The sequence below is a fragment of the Vibrio splendidus 12E03 genome (genome assembly GCF_000272105.2).
Taxonomy (GTDB): domain Bacteria; phylum Pseudomonadota; class Gammaproteobacteria; order Enterobacterales; family Vibrionaceae; genus Vibrio; species Vibrio splendidus_I.
Window position 1 is genome coordinate 69,936 of record NZ_AJZD02000032.1, and the last position, 19,836, is coordinate 89,771.

At 46.1% G+C, this 19,836-nt stretch carries 12 protein-coding genes; 4 read left to right on the forward strand and 8 right to left on the reverse strand.

What is annotated here, in order from left to right; genetic code table 11:
- The first annotated feature begins 179 nt into the window (after nucleotides 1–179).
- Both A142_RS03680 and A142_RS03685 read left to right on the forward strand, forming a co-directional pair.
- Entirely contained in the window at nucleotides 180–2,759 is a 2,580-nt protein-coding gene (locus A142_RS03680; RefSeq protein ID WP_019826930.1) for a TRAP transporter permease, read from the forward strand.
- A 104-nt stretch (nucleotides 2,760–2,863) separates the two neighbouring features.
- Complete coding sequence (locus A142_RS03685) at nucleotides 2,864–3,301, forward strand: universal stress protein (RefSeq protein ID WP_004740830.1); 438 nt, start codon at nucleotides 2,864–2,866, stop codon at nucleotides 3,299–3,301.
- 83 nt (nucleotides 3,302–3,384) lie between these two features.
- Here A142_RS03685 and A142_RS03690 read toward each other — a convergent pair whose 3' ends face one another.
- Together A142_RS03690 and A142_RS03695 are read right to left on the reverse strand one after the other, a co-directional pair.
- Complete coding sequence (locus A142_RS03690) at nucleotides 3,385–4,347, reverse strand: D-2-hydroxyacid dehydrogenase (protein WP_019826932.1); 963 nt, start codon at nucleotides 4,345–4,347, stop codon at nucleotides 3,385–3,387.
- Nucleotides 4,348–4,383: 36 nt separating this feature from the next.
- Nucleotides 4,384–5,118, reverse strand: coding sequence for a pseudouridine synthase (locus A142_RS03695; protein WP_019826934.1), 735 nt, complete (start codon nucleotides 5,116–5,118; stop codon nucleotides 4,384–4,386).
- 158 nt (nucleotides 5,119–5,276) lie between these two features.
- Between A142_RS03695 and A142_RS03700 the strand changes: the two genes are divergently transcribed.
- Complete coding sequence (locus A142_RS03700) at nucleotides 5,277–6,548, forward strand: NRAMP family divalent metal transporter (RefSeq protein ID WP_019826937.1); 1,272 nt, start codon at nucleotides 5,277–5,279, stop codon at nucleotides 6,546–6,548.
- Between the two features lie 88 nt (nucleotides 6,549–6,636).
- On the opposite strand, the gene rapA is transcribed toward A142_RS03700, so the two are convergent.
- A complete protein-coding gene (rapA, locus tag A142_RS03705) occupies nucleotides 6,637–9,546 on the reverse strand; it encodes an RNA polymerase-associated protein RapA (RefSeq protein ID WP_019826939.1) in 2,910 nt (969 codons plus the stop codon).
- A gap of 464 nt (nucleotides 9,547–10,010) precedes the next feature.
- Between rapA and A142_RS03710 the strand changes: the two genes are divergently transcribed.
- Entirely contained in the window at nucleotides 10,011–11,390 is a 1,380-nt protein-coding gene (locus A142_RS03710; protein WP_019826941.1) for a PhoH family protein, read from the forward strand.
- Between the two features lie 101 nt (nucleotides 11,391–11,491).
- On the opposite strand, the gene tldD is transcribed toward A142_RS03710, so the two are convergent.
- The 5 genes from tldD to A142_RS03735 all read right to left on the reverse strand — a co-directional run bounded on the left by tldD (nucleotide 11,492) and on the right by A142_RS03735 (nucleotide 19,831).
- Nucleotides 11,492–12,937, reverse strand: a complete 1,446-nt coding sequence (tldD, locus tag A142_RS03715; RefSeq protein ID WP_019826943.1) for a metalloprotease TldD — start codon at nucleotides 12,935–12,937, stop codon at nucleotides 11,492–11,494.
- A gap of 19 nt (nucleotides 12,938–12,956) precedes the next feature.
- Nucleotides 12,957–13,769, reverse strand: coding sequence for a carbon-nitrogen hydrolase family protein (locus tag A142_RS03720; protein ID WP_019826945.1), 813 nt, complete (start codon nucleotides 13,767–13,769; stop codon nucleotides 12,957–12,959).
- A gap of 65 nt (nucleotides 13,770–13,834) precedes the next feature.
- A complete protein-coding gene (locus A142_RS03725) occupies nucleotides 13,835–17,707 on the reverse strand; it encodes a YhdP family protein (protein WP_019826947.1) in 3,873 nt (1,290 codons plus the stop codon).
- A gap of 10 nt (nucleotides 17,708–17,717) precedes the next feature.
- The gene (gene rng, locus A142_RS03730) at nucleotides 17,718–19,187 is read right to left on the reverse strand and encodes a ribonuclease G (RefSeq protein WP_004740839.1); all 1,470 of its coding nucleotides are present in this window, start codon (nucleotides 19,185–19,187) and stop codon (nucleotides 17,718–17,720) included.
- Nucleotides 19,188–19,207: 20 nt separating this feature from the next.
- Complete coding sequence (locus tag A142_RS03735) at nucleotides 19,208–19,831, reverse strand: Maf family protein (RefSeq protein ID WP_019826949.1); 624 nt, start codon at nucleotides 19,829–19,831, stop codon at nucleotides 19,208–19,210.
- Nucleotides 19,832–19,836 lie beyond the last annotated feature (5 nt).

Genomic DNA, 19,836 nt, shown 5'->3' on the forward strand with positions numbered 1-19,836 from the left:
TAAGTGAAAAGAGCAAACCTTTAAGTTTCTCCAATTTGGCGAACTTACCTTCGTATCAAGCCTAAGACAAAGACGAACAAAAAACGCATTTCCCTATCCATTCACTACACTAGATAGGAAAGAAATAACGTCTCGTTGTTCGTAAGAAAGGCGGACCATCAATAATAAGGATAAAGTACATGACGCAGACAACATCACCGTCTCCAGATGTGCAAGAAATGGTGGCACAATCAGACACTGGTGCGCGTAGCCCTCGCGGTATCCAAGGCCGTATTTTATGGTTTGTGCCTCTATGTTGGTCACTGTTCCAACTTTGGTATGCATCTCCGCTGCCGTTCATTTTTAACTTCGGAATTTTAAACGATACTGAAGCTCGAGCAATTCACCTTACCTTTGCTATTTTCCTAGCATTTACCGCTTATCCAGCTATGAAGAACTCGCCGCGGGACCATATCCCGGCAGTCGACTGGGTATTAGCGCTTGTTGGTAGTTTTTCAGCTTCTTATATTTACATTTTCTATACCGAACTTGCTGGCCGTTCTGGTGCTCCAACGACATTCGATATTGTTGCAGCCGTCTTCGGTATGATTTTACTGCTTGAAGCAACACGACGCGCTTTAGGTCCACCTCTTATGGTTGTGGCTGCAGTATTCCTACTTTACACCTTTGGTGGACCACACATGCCAGACGTTATCGCCCACAAAGGTGCGAGCCTGAACAAGGCAATGTCTCACTTGTGGCTAACAACAGAAGGTGTGTTCGGTGTTGCACTGGGCGTATCAACGTCATTCGTATTCTTGTTTGTACTGTTTGGTGCAATGCTTGAACGTGCGGGCGCAGGTGCTTACTTCATCAAGGTCGCATTCTCACTGCTTGGTCACATGAAAGGCGGTCCTGCAAAAGCAGCTGTTGTGGCTTCTGGCTTATCTGGCCTGGTTTCTGGCTCTTCGATTGCTAACGTAGTAACCACTGGTACCTTCACCATTCCACTGATGAAGCGTGTTGGTTTCCCTGGTACAAAAGCAGGCGCGGTAGAAGTTGCGGCTTCAACCAATGGTCAGCTTACACCGCCTATCATGGGTGCTGCCGCATTCCTGATGGTGGAATATGTGGGTATTTCGTATGTAGAAGTAATCAAAGCAGCCCTATTGCCAGCTCTGATCTCTTACGTCGCTTTGATTTACATTGTTCACCTAGAAGCATGTAAAGCAGGCATGACTGGCCTACCTCGTCGTCACACACCAACTATTGTACAAAGCCTACTCTCTTTCACTGGGACCATTTTAGGTCTATGTGTTATCAGTGCCGCGGTTTACTACGGTGTCGGTTGGACGAAAGATGTATTTGGCGAAGCAGCAACACCAATCGTTACTGTGGCGCTATTAATCGCTTATGTTGCTCTGGTTCGCGTATCAGCAAAATACGCAGCAGAAGGCGGCATGGAGATCGATGCGGATCTAAAGGAAGTTCCAGATCCAGGTCCAACGATTAAATCAGGTTTACACTTCTTACTGCCTATCGTAGTGCTAGTTTGGTGTCTGACGGTTGAACGTTTCTCACCTGGTTTATCTGCCTTCTGGGCAACAGTGTTCATGATCTTCATCTTAATCACCCAGCGTCCTTTGATGACTCTGATGAACAAATCAGACGATCTTGCAGAGCAAACCAAAGCTGGTTTCGTTGACCTAGCAGAGAGCTTGGTTTCAGGCGCGCGTAACATGATCGGTATCGGTGTGGCGACAGCGGCTGCTGGTACTGTTGTAGGTGTGGTGACGCTAACGGGTATCGGTCTTGTAATGACTGACTTCGTTGAGTTTATCTCAGGCGGTAGCATCATCCTTATGCTGCTCTTCACTGCGGTAATCAGCTTGATCCTGGGCATGGGCTTGCCAACCACAGCAAACTACATCGTTGTATCAACGCTGATGGCTCCGGTAATCGTTACTCTGGGCGCAGCGCACGGTTTGATCATTCCACTGATTGCGGTGCACTTATTCGTGTTCTATTTCGGTATTCTTGCGGATGATACACCTCCAGTAGGTCTCGCGGCGTTTGCAGCAGCGGCAATTGCGAAATCAGATCCGATTCGTACTGGTATCCAAGGCTTCACCTACGATATCCGTACCGCAATTCTACCTTTCATGTTCATCTTCAATACTCAACTACTACTGATGGGCATTGATTCTTGGTGGCACTTAGCACTGACTATCTTCTCATCTGTGACTGCGGTACTTATCTTCGCAGCTGCAACACAAGGTTGGTGGTTCACTAAGAACAAGTGGTGGGAAACGGTGCTGCTTATTGCATTAACCTTCACTTTCTTCCGCCCTGGCTTCTGGTGGGACATGATTTACCCAGAGAAAGTTCTTTCGCCTGGAGTTGAGATTGCTCAAATCACAGAAAACCTAGATGTGGGACAATCACTTGAACTTAGAGTGGGTGGCGAAAACTTAGAAGGTGACTATTCTGAAAAGACAGTTCGCCTACCGTTTGAAGATTCTGCGACCTCAAGTGAAGATCGTATTGCCTCTATGGGTCTAATGCTGACTGAATCAGAAGGCAAGATGATTGTTGATATGGTTGAGTTCGGTAGCCCAGCAGAAGCGGCTGGTATTGATTTCGATTGGGAAATTAAATCCGTTATCCAAGATGCAGATCGACCAATGAAAGAGTGGGTATTCTTACCAGCTCTGATCATTTTGATTGGTTTAGCGATGAACCAAAGAAGACGTGCTCGTAAGGATGAGATTAGCGCGTAATGGATAAGGCTGAGTAGTGCTTAGCGCTATTTGGCTTTATTACATGGAAAGGATAATTACAGTGCTAAGTGAAAGCTTAGCGCTGATTAAAAAGAGACGAATACATGTATAAACAAATCCTTGTTCCTGTTGATCTTAATGACAAAGGCTTTTCTGATAAGGCAGTCGAACTGGCGGTATGGCACGCAAAACACAGCAATGCTGAAATCCACATTCTGAACGTACTACCAGGCATTCACATGTCGATGGTGGCGTCTTACTTCCCGAAAGATGCAGCGAACCAAATGAAGCTGGATGTTAAAAATCAGCTGAAAGAGTTTGCCGACAAACACATCGACGATGAAGTAGTTTACAAAGTTCATGTTGCTGAGGGTAAAACCTACGCGACGATTCTTGATTACGCAGAAAAGCTTGGCGCCGACCTTATCGTGATGCCTAGCCATAAGCGTTCGAAAATCGACAAAGTGGTACTTGGCTCGGTTGCAAGCAAAGTAGTACAGAACTCACCAATCAATGTATTGGTGGTTAAACCGCAAGGTTAAGTCATTTAATCGACACACAATCTAAAAAGGTTGGCCTACAGGTCAACCTTTTTTGTTTTAATTCATGCTACATAGCTTTAGAGTCAATTCACTATGTTTTGCGGGCGACCCGCAATAAAGCCATCAATATTATCCATTAAGATATCAGACAGTTTTTGAATCGAGCTGTCGCTGCCCCACGCCACATGTGGAGTGAGTAATAAGTTCGGTAAGTGGCTATTAGCCAATAGTGGATTTGAGTTGTCGGCAGGCTCTTGTGTAAACACATCCATACCTGCGCCTGCAATCTCATGTTTTTTCAAAGCCTCAACTAGGGCTTGTTCATCTACTAGACCTCCGCGCCCGGCATTAATTAATACCGCGCTCGATTTCATCATAGTCAGCTCTCGCTCTGAAATCAGATTTTGGGTCGCATCAGTCAATGGGCAATGTAGACTGATCGCATCCGCTTGCTGCAATACCGCATCAAAAGGTCGATACCCTTCTCGACAAGACTCTGCTCCTTTTCGCTCGGCAAACATCACCTTCATACCAATCGCTTTGGCTAACATTGCTGTGGCTTGACCTAAGCTGCCACTGCCCATTAAACCCAATGTACTGCCTGCCACATCTTGAATCGGATGAGTAAAGAAGCAGAACTGCTTGTCCTTTTGCCACTCCCCCGCCTCAATGTCTTTGTGATAACCAACAAGGTTTCGTTTAAGTGCAAACAGCATTGCGATGACATGTTCAGGAACCGATTGAGTCGCATAACCTTGTACGTTTGTCACTGCAATGTTTTTAGATTTGCAGTATTCCACATCGACATTGTTGACTCCGGTCGCCGAAACCGCGATCAACTTGAGTTTTTTAGTACCAGCTAGGTTCGACTCATTGAGCACCACCTTGTTAGTGATCACCACATCAGCTTCTTCAACTCGCTCAGACACTTGCTCAGGAGTGGTGAAGTCATACTCCACCCACTCATGTTCAAAGCTCAGAGGTTTTAAATGAATTTGAGATGGGATGGTTGCTCTGTCGAGAAACACAACTTTCAACGTTGGCATTCTTCTTCCTTGCTTAAACCTATGAATCCATCCATTCTAAGCTTTTAGCTTACTGTAGTCTGGAAGCTCAGGCGCAATTTCAAAGTGCCGTTCGATTTGGGGAAATGCTTGAGGATAAAAGTCACAGGGAACAAAGGCTTTGAACAACTGATTATTCGCTGGATGATAAAAGCTCAACTCACACGCATGCAAAGCCAACCTATCACTGTATTCAAACGCTTCTGGTGTCGCGTAAAACTCGTCGCCCACAATTGGATTACCTATTTCCATGCAATGCACACGCAACTGATGAGATCGTCCCGTGATAGGCAGTAGCTTCAACAAGGTGGTTTGAGTATCTGTTTGCTCTACCACATAACGAGTCTGTGAAGGTTTGCCAGCATCCAAACACACTTTCTGCCGAGGGCGGTTCGGCCAATCACAGATGAGTGGCAGATCGATCAATCCTGCTTTTTGTTCAACCGCTCCCCATACGCGTGCGTAATACAGTTTGTGTGTCAGGCGATATTGGAACTGCTTCTTCAAGTGACGTTCTGCCTGCTTGTGCTTAGCCAGCAACATCAAGCCTGAGGTCGACATATCCAAACGGTGCACCACTTGAATATCAGCAAACTCCTCCCCCAAGCGACTCCACATGCTGTCGTAATGCTCTGGCAATCTGCCCGGTACTGAAAGTAGGCCCGCAGGCTTATTCACCACCAGAATGTCGTCATCTTGATAAACAATATCAATCCAAGGTTCGCGTGGTGGTGTGTACTGTTCTAGCGCCATTGAAGCCTCTTATTTACTAGTGAACAAATAATTCACAGTTAATTTGTTTATTAATAAATACAATTTTTGATGTTTTCGTACATAAAAGTTGACGCATTTACAAAACATGGTATTGATAGAGTAACGGAAAATAACAAGCCAACATCAAAGGAACAATGATGGACAGTACGGTTAAAGCAACCACAACAAAAACCTCAGCTCCCCTATCCAGTTTAATTAAATCTCTTGGCCCGGGCATTATGATGGCTGCAGCTGCAGTCGGCGGTTCACACTTAGTTGCCTCAACCAAAGCCGGAGCTATCTATGGTTGGCAGCTCGCTGCATTGATCATCTTAGTAAACCTATTCAAGTACCCATTCTTTCGTGCCGGCATCCAATATACGCTTGGTACAGGACAAAGCTTGGTTGAGGGTTACTCAAACCTAGGTCGCCCTTACCTAGTGATCTTTTCGATACTAAGTGCTATTTCAGCCGTCGTAAACACAGCCGCACTACTGCTGTTTAGTGCGAGTTTGCTTAGCTACTTCATTCCTTTTGAGCTAGCAACCAGTACGCTTTGTATGATCGTACTTGCGACCTGCTTGATCATCTTATTTGCAGGACACTATCGTGCTCTGGACACCCTTTCCAAAGCGATCATGGCGATCCTTACGATCACCACTCTAGCCGCTGTCGCCATTGCTATCGGCTCACCTGTCGAACCGGATGCTGCTTTTGTTCCACCATCACCTTGGTCATTGGCAGCAATTGGCTTTATCGTGGTGACCATGGGGTGGATGCCTGCCCCTATTGAGATTTCAAGCATCACCTCTATGTGGCTAAAAAGCCAAAAAGAGAAACAAGAAGTCACTGCTCAATCTGCCTTATTCGACTTTAACGTCGGCTACATTGGTACGGCACTGCTTGCTTTAGTATTTGTCGCTTTAGGCGCGCTGGTACTTCACGGTTCAGGCGTGGAACTGTCTCGCTCTGGTGTAGGCTTTACTCACCAGTTAGTTGGTATTTACGCATCGACGATTGGCGAATGGTCTCGTCCACTGATCGCGATCGTCGCTTTCTTCTGTATCTTTGGCAGCACGATTACGGTTATCGATGGCTACTCACGTGTGCTTGCTGAATCACAGCGTCTGTTGCTCAACAACGAATCGAGCCCACGCATGCTGCAAGGTTGGATCATCATTGTCTCTATCGCAGCACTCGCGATTGTGATGTTCTTTAGCGCTGCATTGATGCCAATGCTTGATTTTGCAATGGTACTTGCCTTTGCAACAACGCCATTCTTCGCTCTGCTTAACTTCATTTTGGTGAACAAAGCTAAGCTTCCAGAAGCGCTAGCCATTGGCAGCAAACTAAAATGGCTGTCTGTCGCTGGCCTAATTTACTTATTTGGTTTCTTAGCCGTATTTGTTTGGTGGAAATGGTTAATGTAATCCACCAACCACTGGCGTTTACAAACTCGAGATAAAAATAAGGCCTTCATAATGAAGGCCTTATTTATTGTTCACTAACTAGCTGATATTAGTTATGAGAAACCACAATCAGGCGTAGCGAATCTAATTGAACCTGAGCTTTGCTGATGTAACCGGTTAGTTCATTGATTTGAGCTTCGATTACCTCTAGCTCTTCATCACGAATGTTAGGGTTCACGGCTTTAAGCGCTTGTAGACGCTCTAATTCACCGTTTAGGTTAGTCTGCATGTCTCGTTGAGCTTGTTGACGCACTTCTTCCACTTTAGGAAGAACTTGTGCCTCACCCGCTTCGATTAGCTTGTGAATTTCACCTTGTACCGAGTTAACTAACTTACTTGCTAGATGACGGTTCACCGGGCTCAACTGGCGGTTAAAGCTATCAAATTCAACCTGAGAAGATAGGTCGTTACCACGGCCATCCATCATCAAGCGAATCGGAGTCTTAGGTAAGAACTGGCTAATACCACTGCGTTTTGGAGCTTGTGCATCCACCAGGTAAACCAATTCAAGCAGGATAGTGCCTACCGGTAGCGCTTTGTTCTTAAGTAGTGATACAGCAGAAGTACCCACCCCTTCGCTAAGTAGTAAATCAATACCACCCTGAATCATTGGGTGTTCCCAGCTAATGAAGTTCATGTCTTCACGAGAAAGTGCGGTATCACGGTCAAATGTGATAGTTGCACCTTCATAAGGTAGGCCTGGGTAGCTTGGTACCATCATGTGCTCAGATGGCGTAACGACTAGCGCATTTTCACCTTTGTCGTCTTGGTTCAAACCAATGGTGTCGAACAAGCTCAACGCAAAAGTAACTAGGTTAGTGTCACCATCGGTCGATGCGATCTTCTCTGCTATTTCATGTGCTTTGTCGCCGCCGTTTGAGTGCATCTCTAGTAGGCGATCGCGACCTTTTTCTAGATCCGCTTTTAGGCTTTGGTTTAGCTTAGCTGACTCTTCGATCACTTCATCAAGCTGTTCTGTGTTGCCAGAAGCCAGCATTTCGATAAGTACATCTGAGTACTTGTCGTAAACCGTGCGACCAGTAGGGCAAGTTTCCGCAAATGCATTCAGACCTTCATCAAACCAACGCGCTAGGATCGCCTGTGATGTGCCTTTCAGATAAGGAACATGAATATCGATATCACGCTGTTGACCGATACGATCCAGACGACCGATACGCTGCTCGAGCAAGTCAGGGTTGAATGGAAGGTCAAACATCACTAGTTGGTTAGCAAACTGGAAGTTACGGCCTTCAGAGCCGATTTCACTACAGATAAGCACCTGAGCACCGCCCTCTTCTTGAGCAAAATAAGCCGCCGCTTTGTCACGCTCTAGAATCGACATGCCTTCGTGGAATACAGTTGCACGTACACCTTCACGCTCGCGCAGTGCCTGCTCTAGTTGCAGAGCCGTACTTGCACGCGATGCGATCACCAGGATCTTTTCGCTACGCTTGTCTTGGATCTTTTCAATCAGCCAGTTAACACGCGAGTCGAACTGCCACCAGCTTGAGTCTTCACCTTCAAACTCTTGGAAGATCTCTTCTGGATAAAGCATCTTCATCGCACGAGCTTCTGGTGCCATCTTGCCACCGATCATGCCTGATACACGCATCGACGTGGTGTACTGCGTTGGAATGTCCATCGGCAGTAGGTTTACGTTACGCTTAGGGAAGCCTTTGATAGCGGCACGTGTGTTTCTGAATAAAACACGACCTGTACCATGGCGATCCATAAGGTTGTCAATCAGTTCTTGGCGAGCTAATGCTTGCTCCTCTTCGCTGCTATCGCCTTCGATAACGCGGAATAGAGGCTCAACATCTTGCTCAGAAAGCAGCTCAGTAATCTGATTCTTAGCGCTGTCTTCAAGCTTCACGCCTGAGAATAGTGCGGTGACAGCATCAGCAACCGGCGCGTATTGATCTTCCTCTTCAACGAAGGCTTCGTAATCGTAGAAGCGGTCAGGGTCCAATAGGCGTAGACGTGCAAAGTGGCTCTCACGACCCAGTTGCTCTGGAGTCGCTGTCAGCAAAAGTACACCAGGAGTATTTTCAGCTAAGCCTTCTACCACTTGGTATTCACGGCTTGGCTTGTCTTGGCTCCACTCAAGGTGGTGCGCTTCATCGACAACCAAAAGATCCCACTCGCCTTCAAATGCTTGCTCGTAGCGCTTGCGGCTCTTACGTAGGAAATCTAACGAACAAAGAACGTATTGCTGCGTATCAAATGGGTTGTCTGACTCTGCAAAGGCTTCAATACAACGCTCTTCATCAAAGATAGAAAAATGAAGATTGAAACGGCGCATCATCTCTACTAACCATTGGTGTTGTAGAGTTTCAGGAACCACAATCAGGATACGCTCCGCACGACCAGACAACACTTGTTGGTGGATAATCATACCCGCTTCGATGGTTTTACCTAGGCCAACTTCATCAGCGAGTAAAACACGTGGCGCATGACGGCGACCCACTTCATGAGCAATGTATAACTGGTGAGGAATTAGGCCAGCACGCATACCACACAAACCACGCATTGGGCTCTTGTGTTGTTGATATTGGTTACTTAGCGCGCGGTAACGCAGCACAAAGTTATCCATACGATCGATTTGACCTGCGTACAGTTTGTCTTGTGGCTTGTTAAATCGGATCTGATTGCTTAAGAAGATTTCACGCAGAGCCACTTCTGATTCTTGGGTATCTTCGCGTGTACCTAGATAGGTTAGTAGCCCTTTATCTTCGATAACTTCTTCAACAGATAGAGACCAGCCTTCTTGGCATTCGATGACATCGCCTACATTAAACGTTACTCGGGTTACGGGAGCATCCGTACGTGCATACACACGGTTTTCTTCTGATGCTGCAAACATTAGTGTCACTGTGCGAGCATCCATTGCTACAACGGTACCTAAACCTAAATCGCTCTCCGTATCGCTTATCCAGCGTTGCCCCAAAGCAAATGTCATGAATCGACTACCTCAATCTTATAGTTGGAATTTGGTCTTTTTAGCTGATATTTCAAACAAGAACATTCCTGCTCTTGAACTAAAAATATAGCCAAAACTGCCTAGTTTGCAGCCACTTTTTAAGTGCGCTCTAGATAATAAATATCTCGAGAAAATGGTGCAGAAAAAGGTCGCTAATCTTACTCGATGCTGTGATTTAGGTCACGTCTAAAGGAGATGATTTCATGCTTTTTTTCTGTTTTCGCCAATGCAATCAAACTGTCAAAAAGTCATGGCTAATCTATTGGTAGCAGATTGCTGCTGTTAATGAATGCGCCATATTCACTCATCACAATATGACGATATTCCTCTCGATGAAGTTTAGGTGAGTAGTTGACTATCACCAGAATGAGATACTAATCTTTAAGTGAGCTTTATCTACGTTCAATGAATGCAAGGCAAGCCGTACGCGGCAAGGAGATGCTATGGGCGAGACCAACCGGAAGCTATTTGTTTTAGACACCAATATCCTACTTCACGAACCCTTCGCTATATTTTCTTTCCAAGAGCACGATGTCGTTATCCCCATGACAGTGCTAGAAGAACTAGACAGAATCAAAGACAGTAAGAGAGACGTTGCCCGAGATGCGAGAATTGCGATACGAACTCTCGAAGATCTATTCAGGGAAGCTACACCAGACCAAATATCGGAAGGTATCCCTTTCACCAAAGACATTAAAGCCTCAGGCAGTATTTCAATACTCGCCGATTACGAACTTCAAGAAAGCATCAAAGCCTTTGCCGACGATAAGGCAGGCGATAACCGAATCCTCAACGCTGTACTCTACCTTCAAAACAAACGCGCGCCACGCGAAGTGGTTCTCATCACCAAAGACATCAACATGCGCTTACGCGCAAAAGGCGCGGGCGTACGTTTCGTTGAAGATTATCAAACCGACCAACTCATCGATGATATCCAATACCTCACTAAAGGTTTCCAACAACTTGAGGGCGCATTTTGGGACGGTATCGACAACGTCGAAAGCAAAAACCTCGGCGGAAAAACCTTACACACGTTAGCAAGAGAGCCTTTCGAGCCGACCTTCCTCAACCAATATGTGATTGATGAAGAGAGCGACTTTGCAGCAAGAGTTGAAGAGATTGATACTGAAACCATCACACTCAGGGACTTAAGCCGTGAACGCTTAATGAACCGAAGAGCTTGGGATATCACGCCAAAAAACATTTATCAGGGAATGGCGATTGATGCGCTACTCGACCCAGATATTGACCTGGTGATCCTAACTGGTGCGGCAGGTAGTGGTAAAACGCTGCTCGCCATGGCTGCTGCACTTGAACAAACCATAGAGCGCAAACAGTTCGATAAGATCATCGTAACCCGAAACACGCCCGATATTGGAGAGTCGATTGGTTTCCTTCCTGGTTCCGAAGAAGAGAAGATGCTGCCTTGGTTGGCTGCTGTGACTGATACACTGGAAGCGCTGCACAAAAACGACCACTGTACCGAAGGGTCCATGAAATACATCTGTGACAAAGCCAATATCCAGTTCAAGTCGATCAACTTTATGCGTGGCCGTTCCATCCAAAATGCGTTTGTGCTTCTCGATGAGTGTCAGAACCTCACTGCATCGCAAATCAAAACCATCATCACCCGCTGTGGTGAAGGGACCAAGATTGTCTGCTCAGGTAACCTAGCGCAGATAGATTCTTCTTACTTAACCCCTGTTACTTCAGGTTTAACCTACATGGTTGAGCGTTTTAAAAACTTCGAAGGCAGTGCCAATATCCACCTCAATGGCGTGGTACGTAGCCGACTGGCAGAGTTTGCCGAAGAGAACATGTAATCGCTTTCTACTACTAACCCTTCCTCAAAGACAAAAAGCGCCTCACGATGGAGGCGCTTTTCACTTTAACTTTGCAGTCATTTTGCTGAGACTAGACTGATTTACTCAGTACCACCAACGGTCAGAGAGTCTAGTTTCAATGTTGGCTGACCAACACCCACCGGCACGCTTTGGCCAGCCTTACCACAAACACCAACACCACGGTCGATACTTAGATCGTTACCCACCATAGACACCTGCTGCATCGCTTCGATACCAGAGCCGATCAGTGTTGCGCCCTTAACGGGATGAGTGATCTTACCGTTTTCAATCATATAAGCTTCAGAAGCTGAGAACACAAACTTACCAGACGTAATATCTACCTGACCGCCGCCGAAGTTTGGTGCGTAGATACCTTTATCGACTGTCGCAATAATCTCTTCTGGTGTGTGCTCACCCGGTAGCATGTAGGTGTTCGTCATACGCGGCATTGGAAGATGCGCGTAAGACTCACGACGACCGTTACCGGTTGGCGCTACACCCATTAGACGAGCATTAAGCTTGTCTTGCATGTAACCTTTTAAGATACCATTTTCGATCAACGTGTTGTACTGACCGTTAACACCTTCATCATCCACGTTCAGTGAACCACGAAGGTCAGTCAATGTACCGTCATCGACAATCGTACATAGGCTTGAAGTAACTTGTTCGCCAACTTTTCCAGAGAATACTGAAGACTCTTTACGGTTGAAGTCGCCCTCTAAACCGTGACCTACGGCTTCGTGCAGCAGAACGCCCGGCCAACCAGAACCGAGAACGACAGGCATTGCCCCAGCAGGAGCAGCAACTGCTTCAAGGTTAACAAGCGCTTGGCGAATCGCTTCATCAGCAAACTGATAAGCTACTTGAGTGCCTTTATCATCGCTTAGGAAGAAGTCGTAACCAAAACGGCCACCACCACCAGCACTACCACGCTCACGGCGATCGCCTTTCTGAGCAAGAACACTAATAGATAAACGAACCAGCGGGCGAATATCGCCAGCGTACGTACCATCAGTCGCGGCAACCAGCATCTGCTCATGCACACCGCTTAGGCTTACCGATACTTCCGTCACCATTGGCTCTTTAGTACGAATGTAAGCGTCCAATGACTTAAGAAGTTCTGTTTTTTGCTGCTTTTCCCAGCTTGCTAACGGGTTGACTGCATCATAATACGCTTGGTTAGAGTTGCGCTTGAAGGCTTGTACCTTGCCGTTTTGACCTTGCTTCGCAATACCACGAGCTGCAATTGCGCTCTGCTTAAGACCATCCAGTTGGATTTGGTCAGAGTAAGCAAAACCGGTCTTTTCACCAGATACTGCACGAACGCCCACACCGCAATCGATATTGAAAGAGCCGTCTTTAATAATGCTGTCTTCTAGCACTAAAGATTCGTGCCAGCTTGACTGAAAGTAGATATCAGCATAATCAATTTGGCGGGTAGCAATGCTCGCCAATGTATCTGCGATATTTTGCTCCGTAAGCCCTGTCGGGTTCAGTAGCGCTTCTTCAATTTGATTAATGCTCATAGATGGCTCTTGTTTGTAATTAAAATTGATTGGTAAATCGAGTGTGTTGTGTGATGGGCATATTTTGCCTAATGGATTCACAACTGGATGTGTCTATCTCGACCACCATACTTTTAGGGTCTTGGTCTAACTGTGCGACCACTCTCCCCCAGGGATCAACCACCATAGAGTGTCCCCATGTTTCTCTTTGGCAAGGGTGCTTACCACCTTGCCCTACCGCAACAATCCACGACTGTGTTTCGATTGCCCGGCATCTTAACAGTGCTTCCCAGTGCGCCTGACCGGTTACCGCAGTAAACGCAGCTGGTACCACGATGATCTGCGCGCCTTGCTGGCGTAACTCTGAATACAAGTGAGGAAAGCGCACATCATAGCAAATACTTAACCCTAAGTGACCAAAAGGCGTTTCCGTTGTCACAACTCGGTCACCCGGTGTGAAAATATCGGACTCTCGATAGCACTTGTGGGCATCGGCGACATCCACATCGAACATATGTAGCTTGTCATAGTGAGCCACTAAGCTGCCAAAGTCATCAATCACCAGAGTCGTTGTAGTGACACCCTTCGCTGTACTTATCGGCATACTGCCCACAATGATCCAAATACGATGAAGCCTAGCTAACTCAGCCAGTTTTTTCTGTAGTGGACCACCATTCAATGGCTCGGCATACTGGTGATAATCCGCTTTGCTACCGAATACCAATGCATTCTCTGGGCAAACGACCCATTTAGCCCCTAACGCCTTACACTTGGCTACCTCTTTGGCGAGATAATCAAGGTTACTGTCAGGGTCAGGGCCCGAAGTCATTTGAATCAAACCAACACAATCCATGTGTACTGCTTCTCCATTCATTATGATTCAGAAATCACTATTTATCTGTATATTAGGGCTTACTTTTACTCAGCCAACTTTCTTAGATTTTCTGGAAGTTGGAACTCACCAGAGCTACGAGAAAGCTCACTTACCGTTGGTGAATCCAGAGGGCCTTTCACCGAGTAATTAACCTGAGTAAAGACCTCAACAACAGGTGAAATAACCGTAGTTACCGCCAACACATACAACGCTGTTTGAGGCGTTACCGCAAACGCTGTTAGCACTGGAATACCCGACGTGATATCTGGAGTAAAGTTTACTTCTGCATCTACCTGACGAGTATTTAGGTTAGCGATGCCTTTGATCTTCATCTCACCCGCCACAGCATCCATGTTCAGGTCATTGGTCAGGAAGATACCATTTTGAATCTCGCCAGTGCCTGTAATGCTGTTAAATGCCATACCTTTATCAAACACATCAGAGAAATCGAGCTGCATCTTACGAATGATCGAATCTAAACTGAACAAACCAAGCAAGCGAGCTGCCCCGCTCACATCTGAGATAATACCTTTACCGAACTTGGTTTTTACGTCGCCATCCAGAGTATCCATCTTGATACCCCAAGGTGAACCGTCCCAGTCAAGTTGAGCTTCTAGCTCAAACGGTGCTTTTTGAATCCCCGAGGTGATACCAAAGCGCTCCATCAACTCACTGTTATTTTCACCTTCCACGTCAACTTTCAGCGATGAATGACTCTGGTCACCATTCAATTCCCACCAGCCACTAACATCCGCTTTGTTGCCGCCGCTGCGTACCTGAATTTTTTTCCACGCAATGCGATTGTCTTCTCTAGCCAATTCTACATCTACCTTGCCAACTTTATAGCCTTGCAGCCAGAAGTCGTTAAGAGTTAGCTTGAGATTTGGCATCACATCATGGATCTTTCTATCCAACTCAGAGATCAGCGGTGCTTCTTGCTCTTTGCGTTGCAGCAATGGTTCCTGGTTTGATTTGTCGCTCCATTCAGGAACAAACAGATGCAAGCGATCCAACGACACGGTTAAATCATAAGGAGGTAGATAATTAATATCCCCTTCTAGCTCTTGGCTCGATACTTCCATTTGCCAAGCTTGTTTATTCTTGCGTGCACTAAAATCCACATCATTCCAAGCAATACCACCCAGAATCAGCTCTTTACTTTCAAAAGTCACACGACTTGGAGCTGGAATCGTTGGTGTGTTCATTTGGCTTAGAACAGCTGTTGATGGCTGTACCGGCTCCATGATCACCGAAAGCCAATCATCAGCATTAAACTTATCCGTGCGAATCAACGCATGGTGACCAACTACCGGGCTAATCTTGTAGCCACCTCGACCTAATACTAGGTTGGTCGCGGTTAACTCAGGCACATCACCCGTGATATCAATTTCAGCTTGGTACTTGGTATTCGGTAACTGCAAACGCGCAGTAATCGCTTCTTGGTTACCCGATGCTTGTAGCCTTGCTGAACCACTCTCTAATGACTTTTTCGCCAATGGGTATGGGTAATCGCTCGCGAGATATTTTAGGTCAGACTGTAAATCTAATTGGTAAGTAAAACCGATATCATTGAGTTGAATATCAATCTGACTTTGCCATTGTGCATGACCAGATAGACGACTCAACCATTGCTCTCCAATATAAGGCTCTAAAGGTTTCACATCCCAATCGCCCAGAACGTCAATATCAACTGCATAGCCAGGGCCATCATTCTGCCCTTTAAAATCAATAGAGATGCCTTGTTTAAGCAAGTCTGCCGCTAAACCATTCGCTGTCACAACATCATTATCAAACTCGATACGACCCGTGGTGTTTTCTAACACCATTGGTGGCGCTTCAATTTCAACATGGTTGCCGCTTAGGTCAGCGTAACCCCACGCTCTGGCTTCTTTATCAGAGTCGAATGGGATATTAAGCTGGAATTCGGAAGAGACATCACCGCTAACTTGCAGTGCGGTTAACGCAGCACCCACGGAGTCAACCAGTGGCGAAGCCGTCATGTAATCACGTACCGCATTACCTGACGCGGTTGCCTTTGCTTCTATCTCGATATGGCCGCCTTCACCCAAATAAGGAATACGACCTGTGATTCGATCGGCAGTCACATCCATTAATTGTGCAGAGCGAGAATCGAGATGCATCGCATCATTCTCAAACAATAGATCAAGTTGCAGGTCTGTAATCAGCGGCCACGCAGTATCAAAACTAAACTTGGCGTCTTCTAATCCAACCCAGATTTGGAAAATACCATCGTGATTCGCGTATGGGTATTGAGCCAATTCACCATGCCACAACAGTTTTACAGTATCTGCCTTACCCGCTTGAATCGCAGTAGATAGGTAATCAGTCAGGTCTTGCCCAAGCGCTAAGGTCGGTAGGTAACGCCATGTTTCGCCAACGTTGTAAGCGTCTGCTTCACCATAAAATGATAAGTAAGGGCTCGCATCTTTAGGGAAATCTAATCGAAATGCACCGAGCACTTGTAAATCTGGCGTGGCTGCCGTGACTTTATCAGACCAAAGCTTCCAGCCGTTTTCATCTTGCTGCCATACAATATCAACCTGACCTTGCTTGATGTTTAAAGGTGCTTGGAAAACATCGCCATACGGGAATACATCGTCAATAACATGTAGGCTGGCTTTTGCTTCGGTCATAGAGCCGAACACGCTACCAGAAACTTGGCTAAAGCCCGGCACTAAATCCCATTGCTCAATCGCAAGATCAGAAAAGCTAGCCGAGTAACGTAAGCTCTCGATACCAGATTCCATCGATAGACGAATATCAGAGACCGTGCCGCCTGGAGACAGCACATTTATCATCTTGGTTGATTCTTCTGAGTCTGGTAGCAGCTTAATCAGCGGAGTAATAGTCGAAATATCAAGCTCAGATACATTAAGCTGCCAAGGGCCTTGTTGCCATTTAAATGCCACATCAAGTTCAGGCCACGGCGTATCATCGGTTCTCAAGTTAAGTGAGTGACCATTTACTTGCCAACCATCATCGATTGGAGACAACTTAAACACGCCCGATTCAAGCATCAAGTCATGCTTGCCATCTTCGTTCCAGGTCAATTCTGAAGGCAGTACCTCGACATAGGCGCTCACAGGCTTACTATTACGTAGTGTGAGCCAACTATTTAGGCTCACGGTCCCCGTTTCAATACCAGACTCAGCCTGCATGTAACGGGTTAACCAAGGTTTAATCGAGATGTTATCTGCGCTGACATAAAACTCACCAGTCACATCTGTCAGTGAACCGCCATCAATAAAGTTAGCGCTTACTGACAAAGAGTTGAGGTTGGCGTCTTTGATGCTCACTACGCCTTCTGCAAGGTGGTGTTTACCTGAGTTCTGCCACTTTAAGGTTTCGATATCAAGCTGACGCTCTTCATCAGAGACAGCACGATACAAAATGGTGGAATCTTTCGCGGTGACATCGACCAAGGTTTTCAGCAGCAGGTTATCGAGCTCATTCATCACTCGCTTAGAAGACCCGGAATCTTTAGGTTTATCAGTCTCGTTTTGCCCAGCAAATAGGTCAATAGAGCGGATATCAAGATACATCTGATTCATGACCAAATCCGCCACAACCGGACGCATCTGAACGAGCGATTGAATCAAGTCAAACTCGACTTCAACACGCTCCACAGAGAAGGCCACGTCTTCTGCATTAGGAAGGCTAGCTTTAACACCTTGCAGTGCTATGGAAGGGTGAGTGTTACGCCAAAAACCACCCACGTCTTGAATCGAAAACTCAAAACCGGAATGTTGATTTACCCAAAGCTCAATTTCAGATTGATACTTGTTTAAATTGGGTAAGGCTACACGCAGTGTAGTAACAGCAATGGCTAGCGTTACTAAGAGAGTAACCACTAACCATAAGCATGCACGTAGAATCAGAGTAACGCTTGAACTCACAAAATTTCCATTACATCATAACAACATCAAACTGCTCTTGTATGTACAGAGGCTCAGCCTGGATTTTAACTTGTTTACCAATAAACACTTCAAGCTCAGCAAGCGCATGAGACTCATCGCCCTCTAACGCTTCAGCAACCGCTGCAGCAGCATAAACCACAAACTTGTCAGCGTCGTAGGCACGGTTGACACGAGTGATTTCTCGAAGTATCTCATAACAAACGGTTTCAACTGTCTTCACGCTGCCACGACCTTCACAAGCAGGACAACTCGAACACAGAATATGCTCAATGCTTTCACGAGTGCGCTTACGCGTCATCTCTACTAAACCAAGCTGTGTGAAGCCATTAATATTGGTCTTTACACGATCTTTGTCTAGCGCACTTTCTAGGGAAGTTAGTACTCGCTTACGATGGTCTTCCGACAGCATATCGATAAAGTCGATTATGATGATGCCACCTAGATTACGCAAACGTAGCTGACGAGCAATCGCTTGTGTCGCCTCTACATTGGTATTGAAAATCGTCTCTTCTAGGTTACGACGACCAACAAACGCGCCGGTGTTGATATCAACCGTAGTCATTGCTTCCGTTTGGTCGATGATCAGATAACCACCAGACTTGAGCTCAACTTTACGATCCAGAGAGCGCTGAATTTCGTTCTCAGTATCGTACATATCAAAGATAGGCTTATCGCCTTCATACAGCTCAAGCTTATCTGTCAGCTCAGGCACGTATTCAGAGGTAAACTCTTTTAGGTTTTCATACTCAAGGCGAGAATCGACCTGAATCTTGCTCAGTTCCGTTCCCACGAAGTCACGTAAAATACGCTGACTTAAACACAACTCACCGTACAAACGAGTACGTGCTTTATGCTTGCCACGGCGTTCTAAGACTTTGAGCCATAGACGCTTCAAGAATGCCGCGTCTTGTGCAAGTTCGTTTGAATCAGCGCCTTCTGCAGCAGTACGGATTATAAAGCCACCGTGTTCATCACAGTAATGAGAGACGACCTTCTTAAGACGATTACGCTCTGATTCGCTATCGATACGTTGAGAAACACCAACGTGGCTCGCCCCTGGCATAAACACCAAGTAACGAGATGGCAGGGTGATATCAGTGGTTAGGCGGGCACCTTTGGTACCAAGCGGGTCTTTGACGACTTGCACCACAATGTCTTGTCCTTGACGAACAAGCTCTGAAATGTCGCGAACCTGAAATTGCTTCTTTTCGTTTTCAGCGACACATTCAGTGTGTGGAACAATATCAGAGGCGTGTAGAAAAGCTGCTTTCTCAAGACCGATATCCACAAACGCAGCCTGCATTCCCGGAAGAACACGACTAACGCGACCTTTATAGATATTTCCTACGATTCCGCGTCGAGCGTCTCGTTCGATATGGATCTCTTGAAGAGTTCCCCCTTCAATCATGGCCACGCGAGTTTCACTCGGGGTCACGTTCAGCAACAATTCAGCACTCATGGTGCACCTCAGATTAGTAATTATAAGAATTCTTGCAGTAGCTGGTCCGTTTCAAATAAAGGTAAGCCGACAACGGCGTAATAACTACCTTCGATTCGGGTGACAAAGCGCCCCCCCAAACCTTGGATCCCATAGCTACCGGCTTTATCGCATGGCTCCCCTGTTTGCCAGTATTGTTCTATTTCTTTTTCACTGAGGGGTTTAAACCATACGTCGGTAATAACGATTTCTGTTTTTTGTTTTTCTTTTGAAACCACTGAAACAGCCGTCATCACTTGGTGACGTCTATTCGCTAATTGAGTCAGCATACGCTTAGAGTCAGAAAAATCAGCGGGTTTCTCTAGCACTTGCCCTTGGCTTACCACAACAGTATCAGAGCCAAGAACAACAGCATCAGAACCAAGCACTACAGTATCAGAACCAGAAGCTACATGCTGCTTTTCAGAAGGATTCGTTGTTAATAAAGACAGAGCAGCTAGAGCTTTATCTAAAGATAGTCGCTTAACGTACTCTTCGGCGGTTTCTTGAGCGTGTTTACACTCTTCAACATCGGTCACTAAGACAGAAAACTCATAACCGAGTTGAGATAGTAATTCTTTGCGACGCGGCGAACCGGATGCCAAAACTAAATGTTTCTTTTCCATCGTCA

Bases quoted from the DNA above. Each gene is read 5' to 3' on its own strand.
- A142_RS03680 (WP_019826930.1), top strand. From the start codon at position 180: ATGACGCAGACAACATCACCGTCTCCAGATGTGCAAGAAATGGTGGCA.
- A142_RS03685 (WP_004740830.1), top strand. From the start codon at position 2,864: ATGTATAAACAAATCCTTGTTCCTGTTGATCTTAATGACAAAGGCTTT.
- A142_RS03690 (WP_019826932.1), bottom strand. From the start codon at position 4,347: ATGCCAACGTTGAAAGTTGTGTTTCTCGACAGAGCAACCATCCCATCT.
- A142_RS03695 (WP_019826934.1), bottom strand. From the start codon at position 5,118: ATGGCGCTAGAACAGTACACACCACCACGCGAACCTTGGATTGATATT.
- A142_RS03700 (WP_019826937.1), top strand. From the start codon at position 5,277: ATGGACAGTACGGTTAAAGCAACCACAACAAAAACCTCAGCTCCCCTA.
- rapA (WP_019826939.1), bottom strand. From the start codon at position 9,546: ATGACATTTGCTTTGGGGCAACGCTGGATAAGCGATACGGAGAGCGAT.
- A142_RS03710 (WP_019826941.1), top strand. From the start codon at position 10,011: ATGGGCGAGACCAACCGGAAGCTATTTGTTTTAGACACCAATATCCTA.
- tldD (WP_019826943.1), bottom strand. From the start codon at position 12,937: ATGAGCATTAATCAAATTGAAGAAGCGCTACTGAACCCGACAGGGCTT.
- A142_RS03720 (WP_019826945.1), bottom strand. From the start codon at position 13,769: ATGGATTGTGTTGGTTTGATTCAAATGACTTCGGGCCCTGACCCTGAC.
- rng (WP_004740839.1), bottom strand. From the start codon at position 19,187: ATGAGTGCTGAATTGTTGCTGAACGTGACCCCGAGTGAAACTCGCGTG.
- A142_RS03735 (WP_019826949.1), bottom strand. From the start codon at position 19,831: ATGGAAAAGAAACATTTAGTTTTGGCATCCGGTTCGCCGCGTCGCAAA.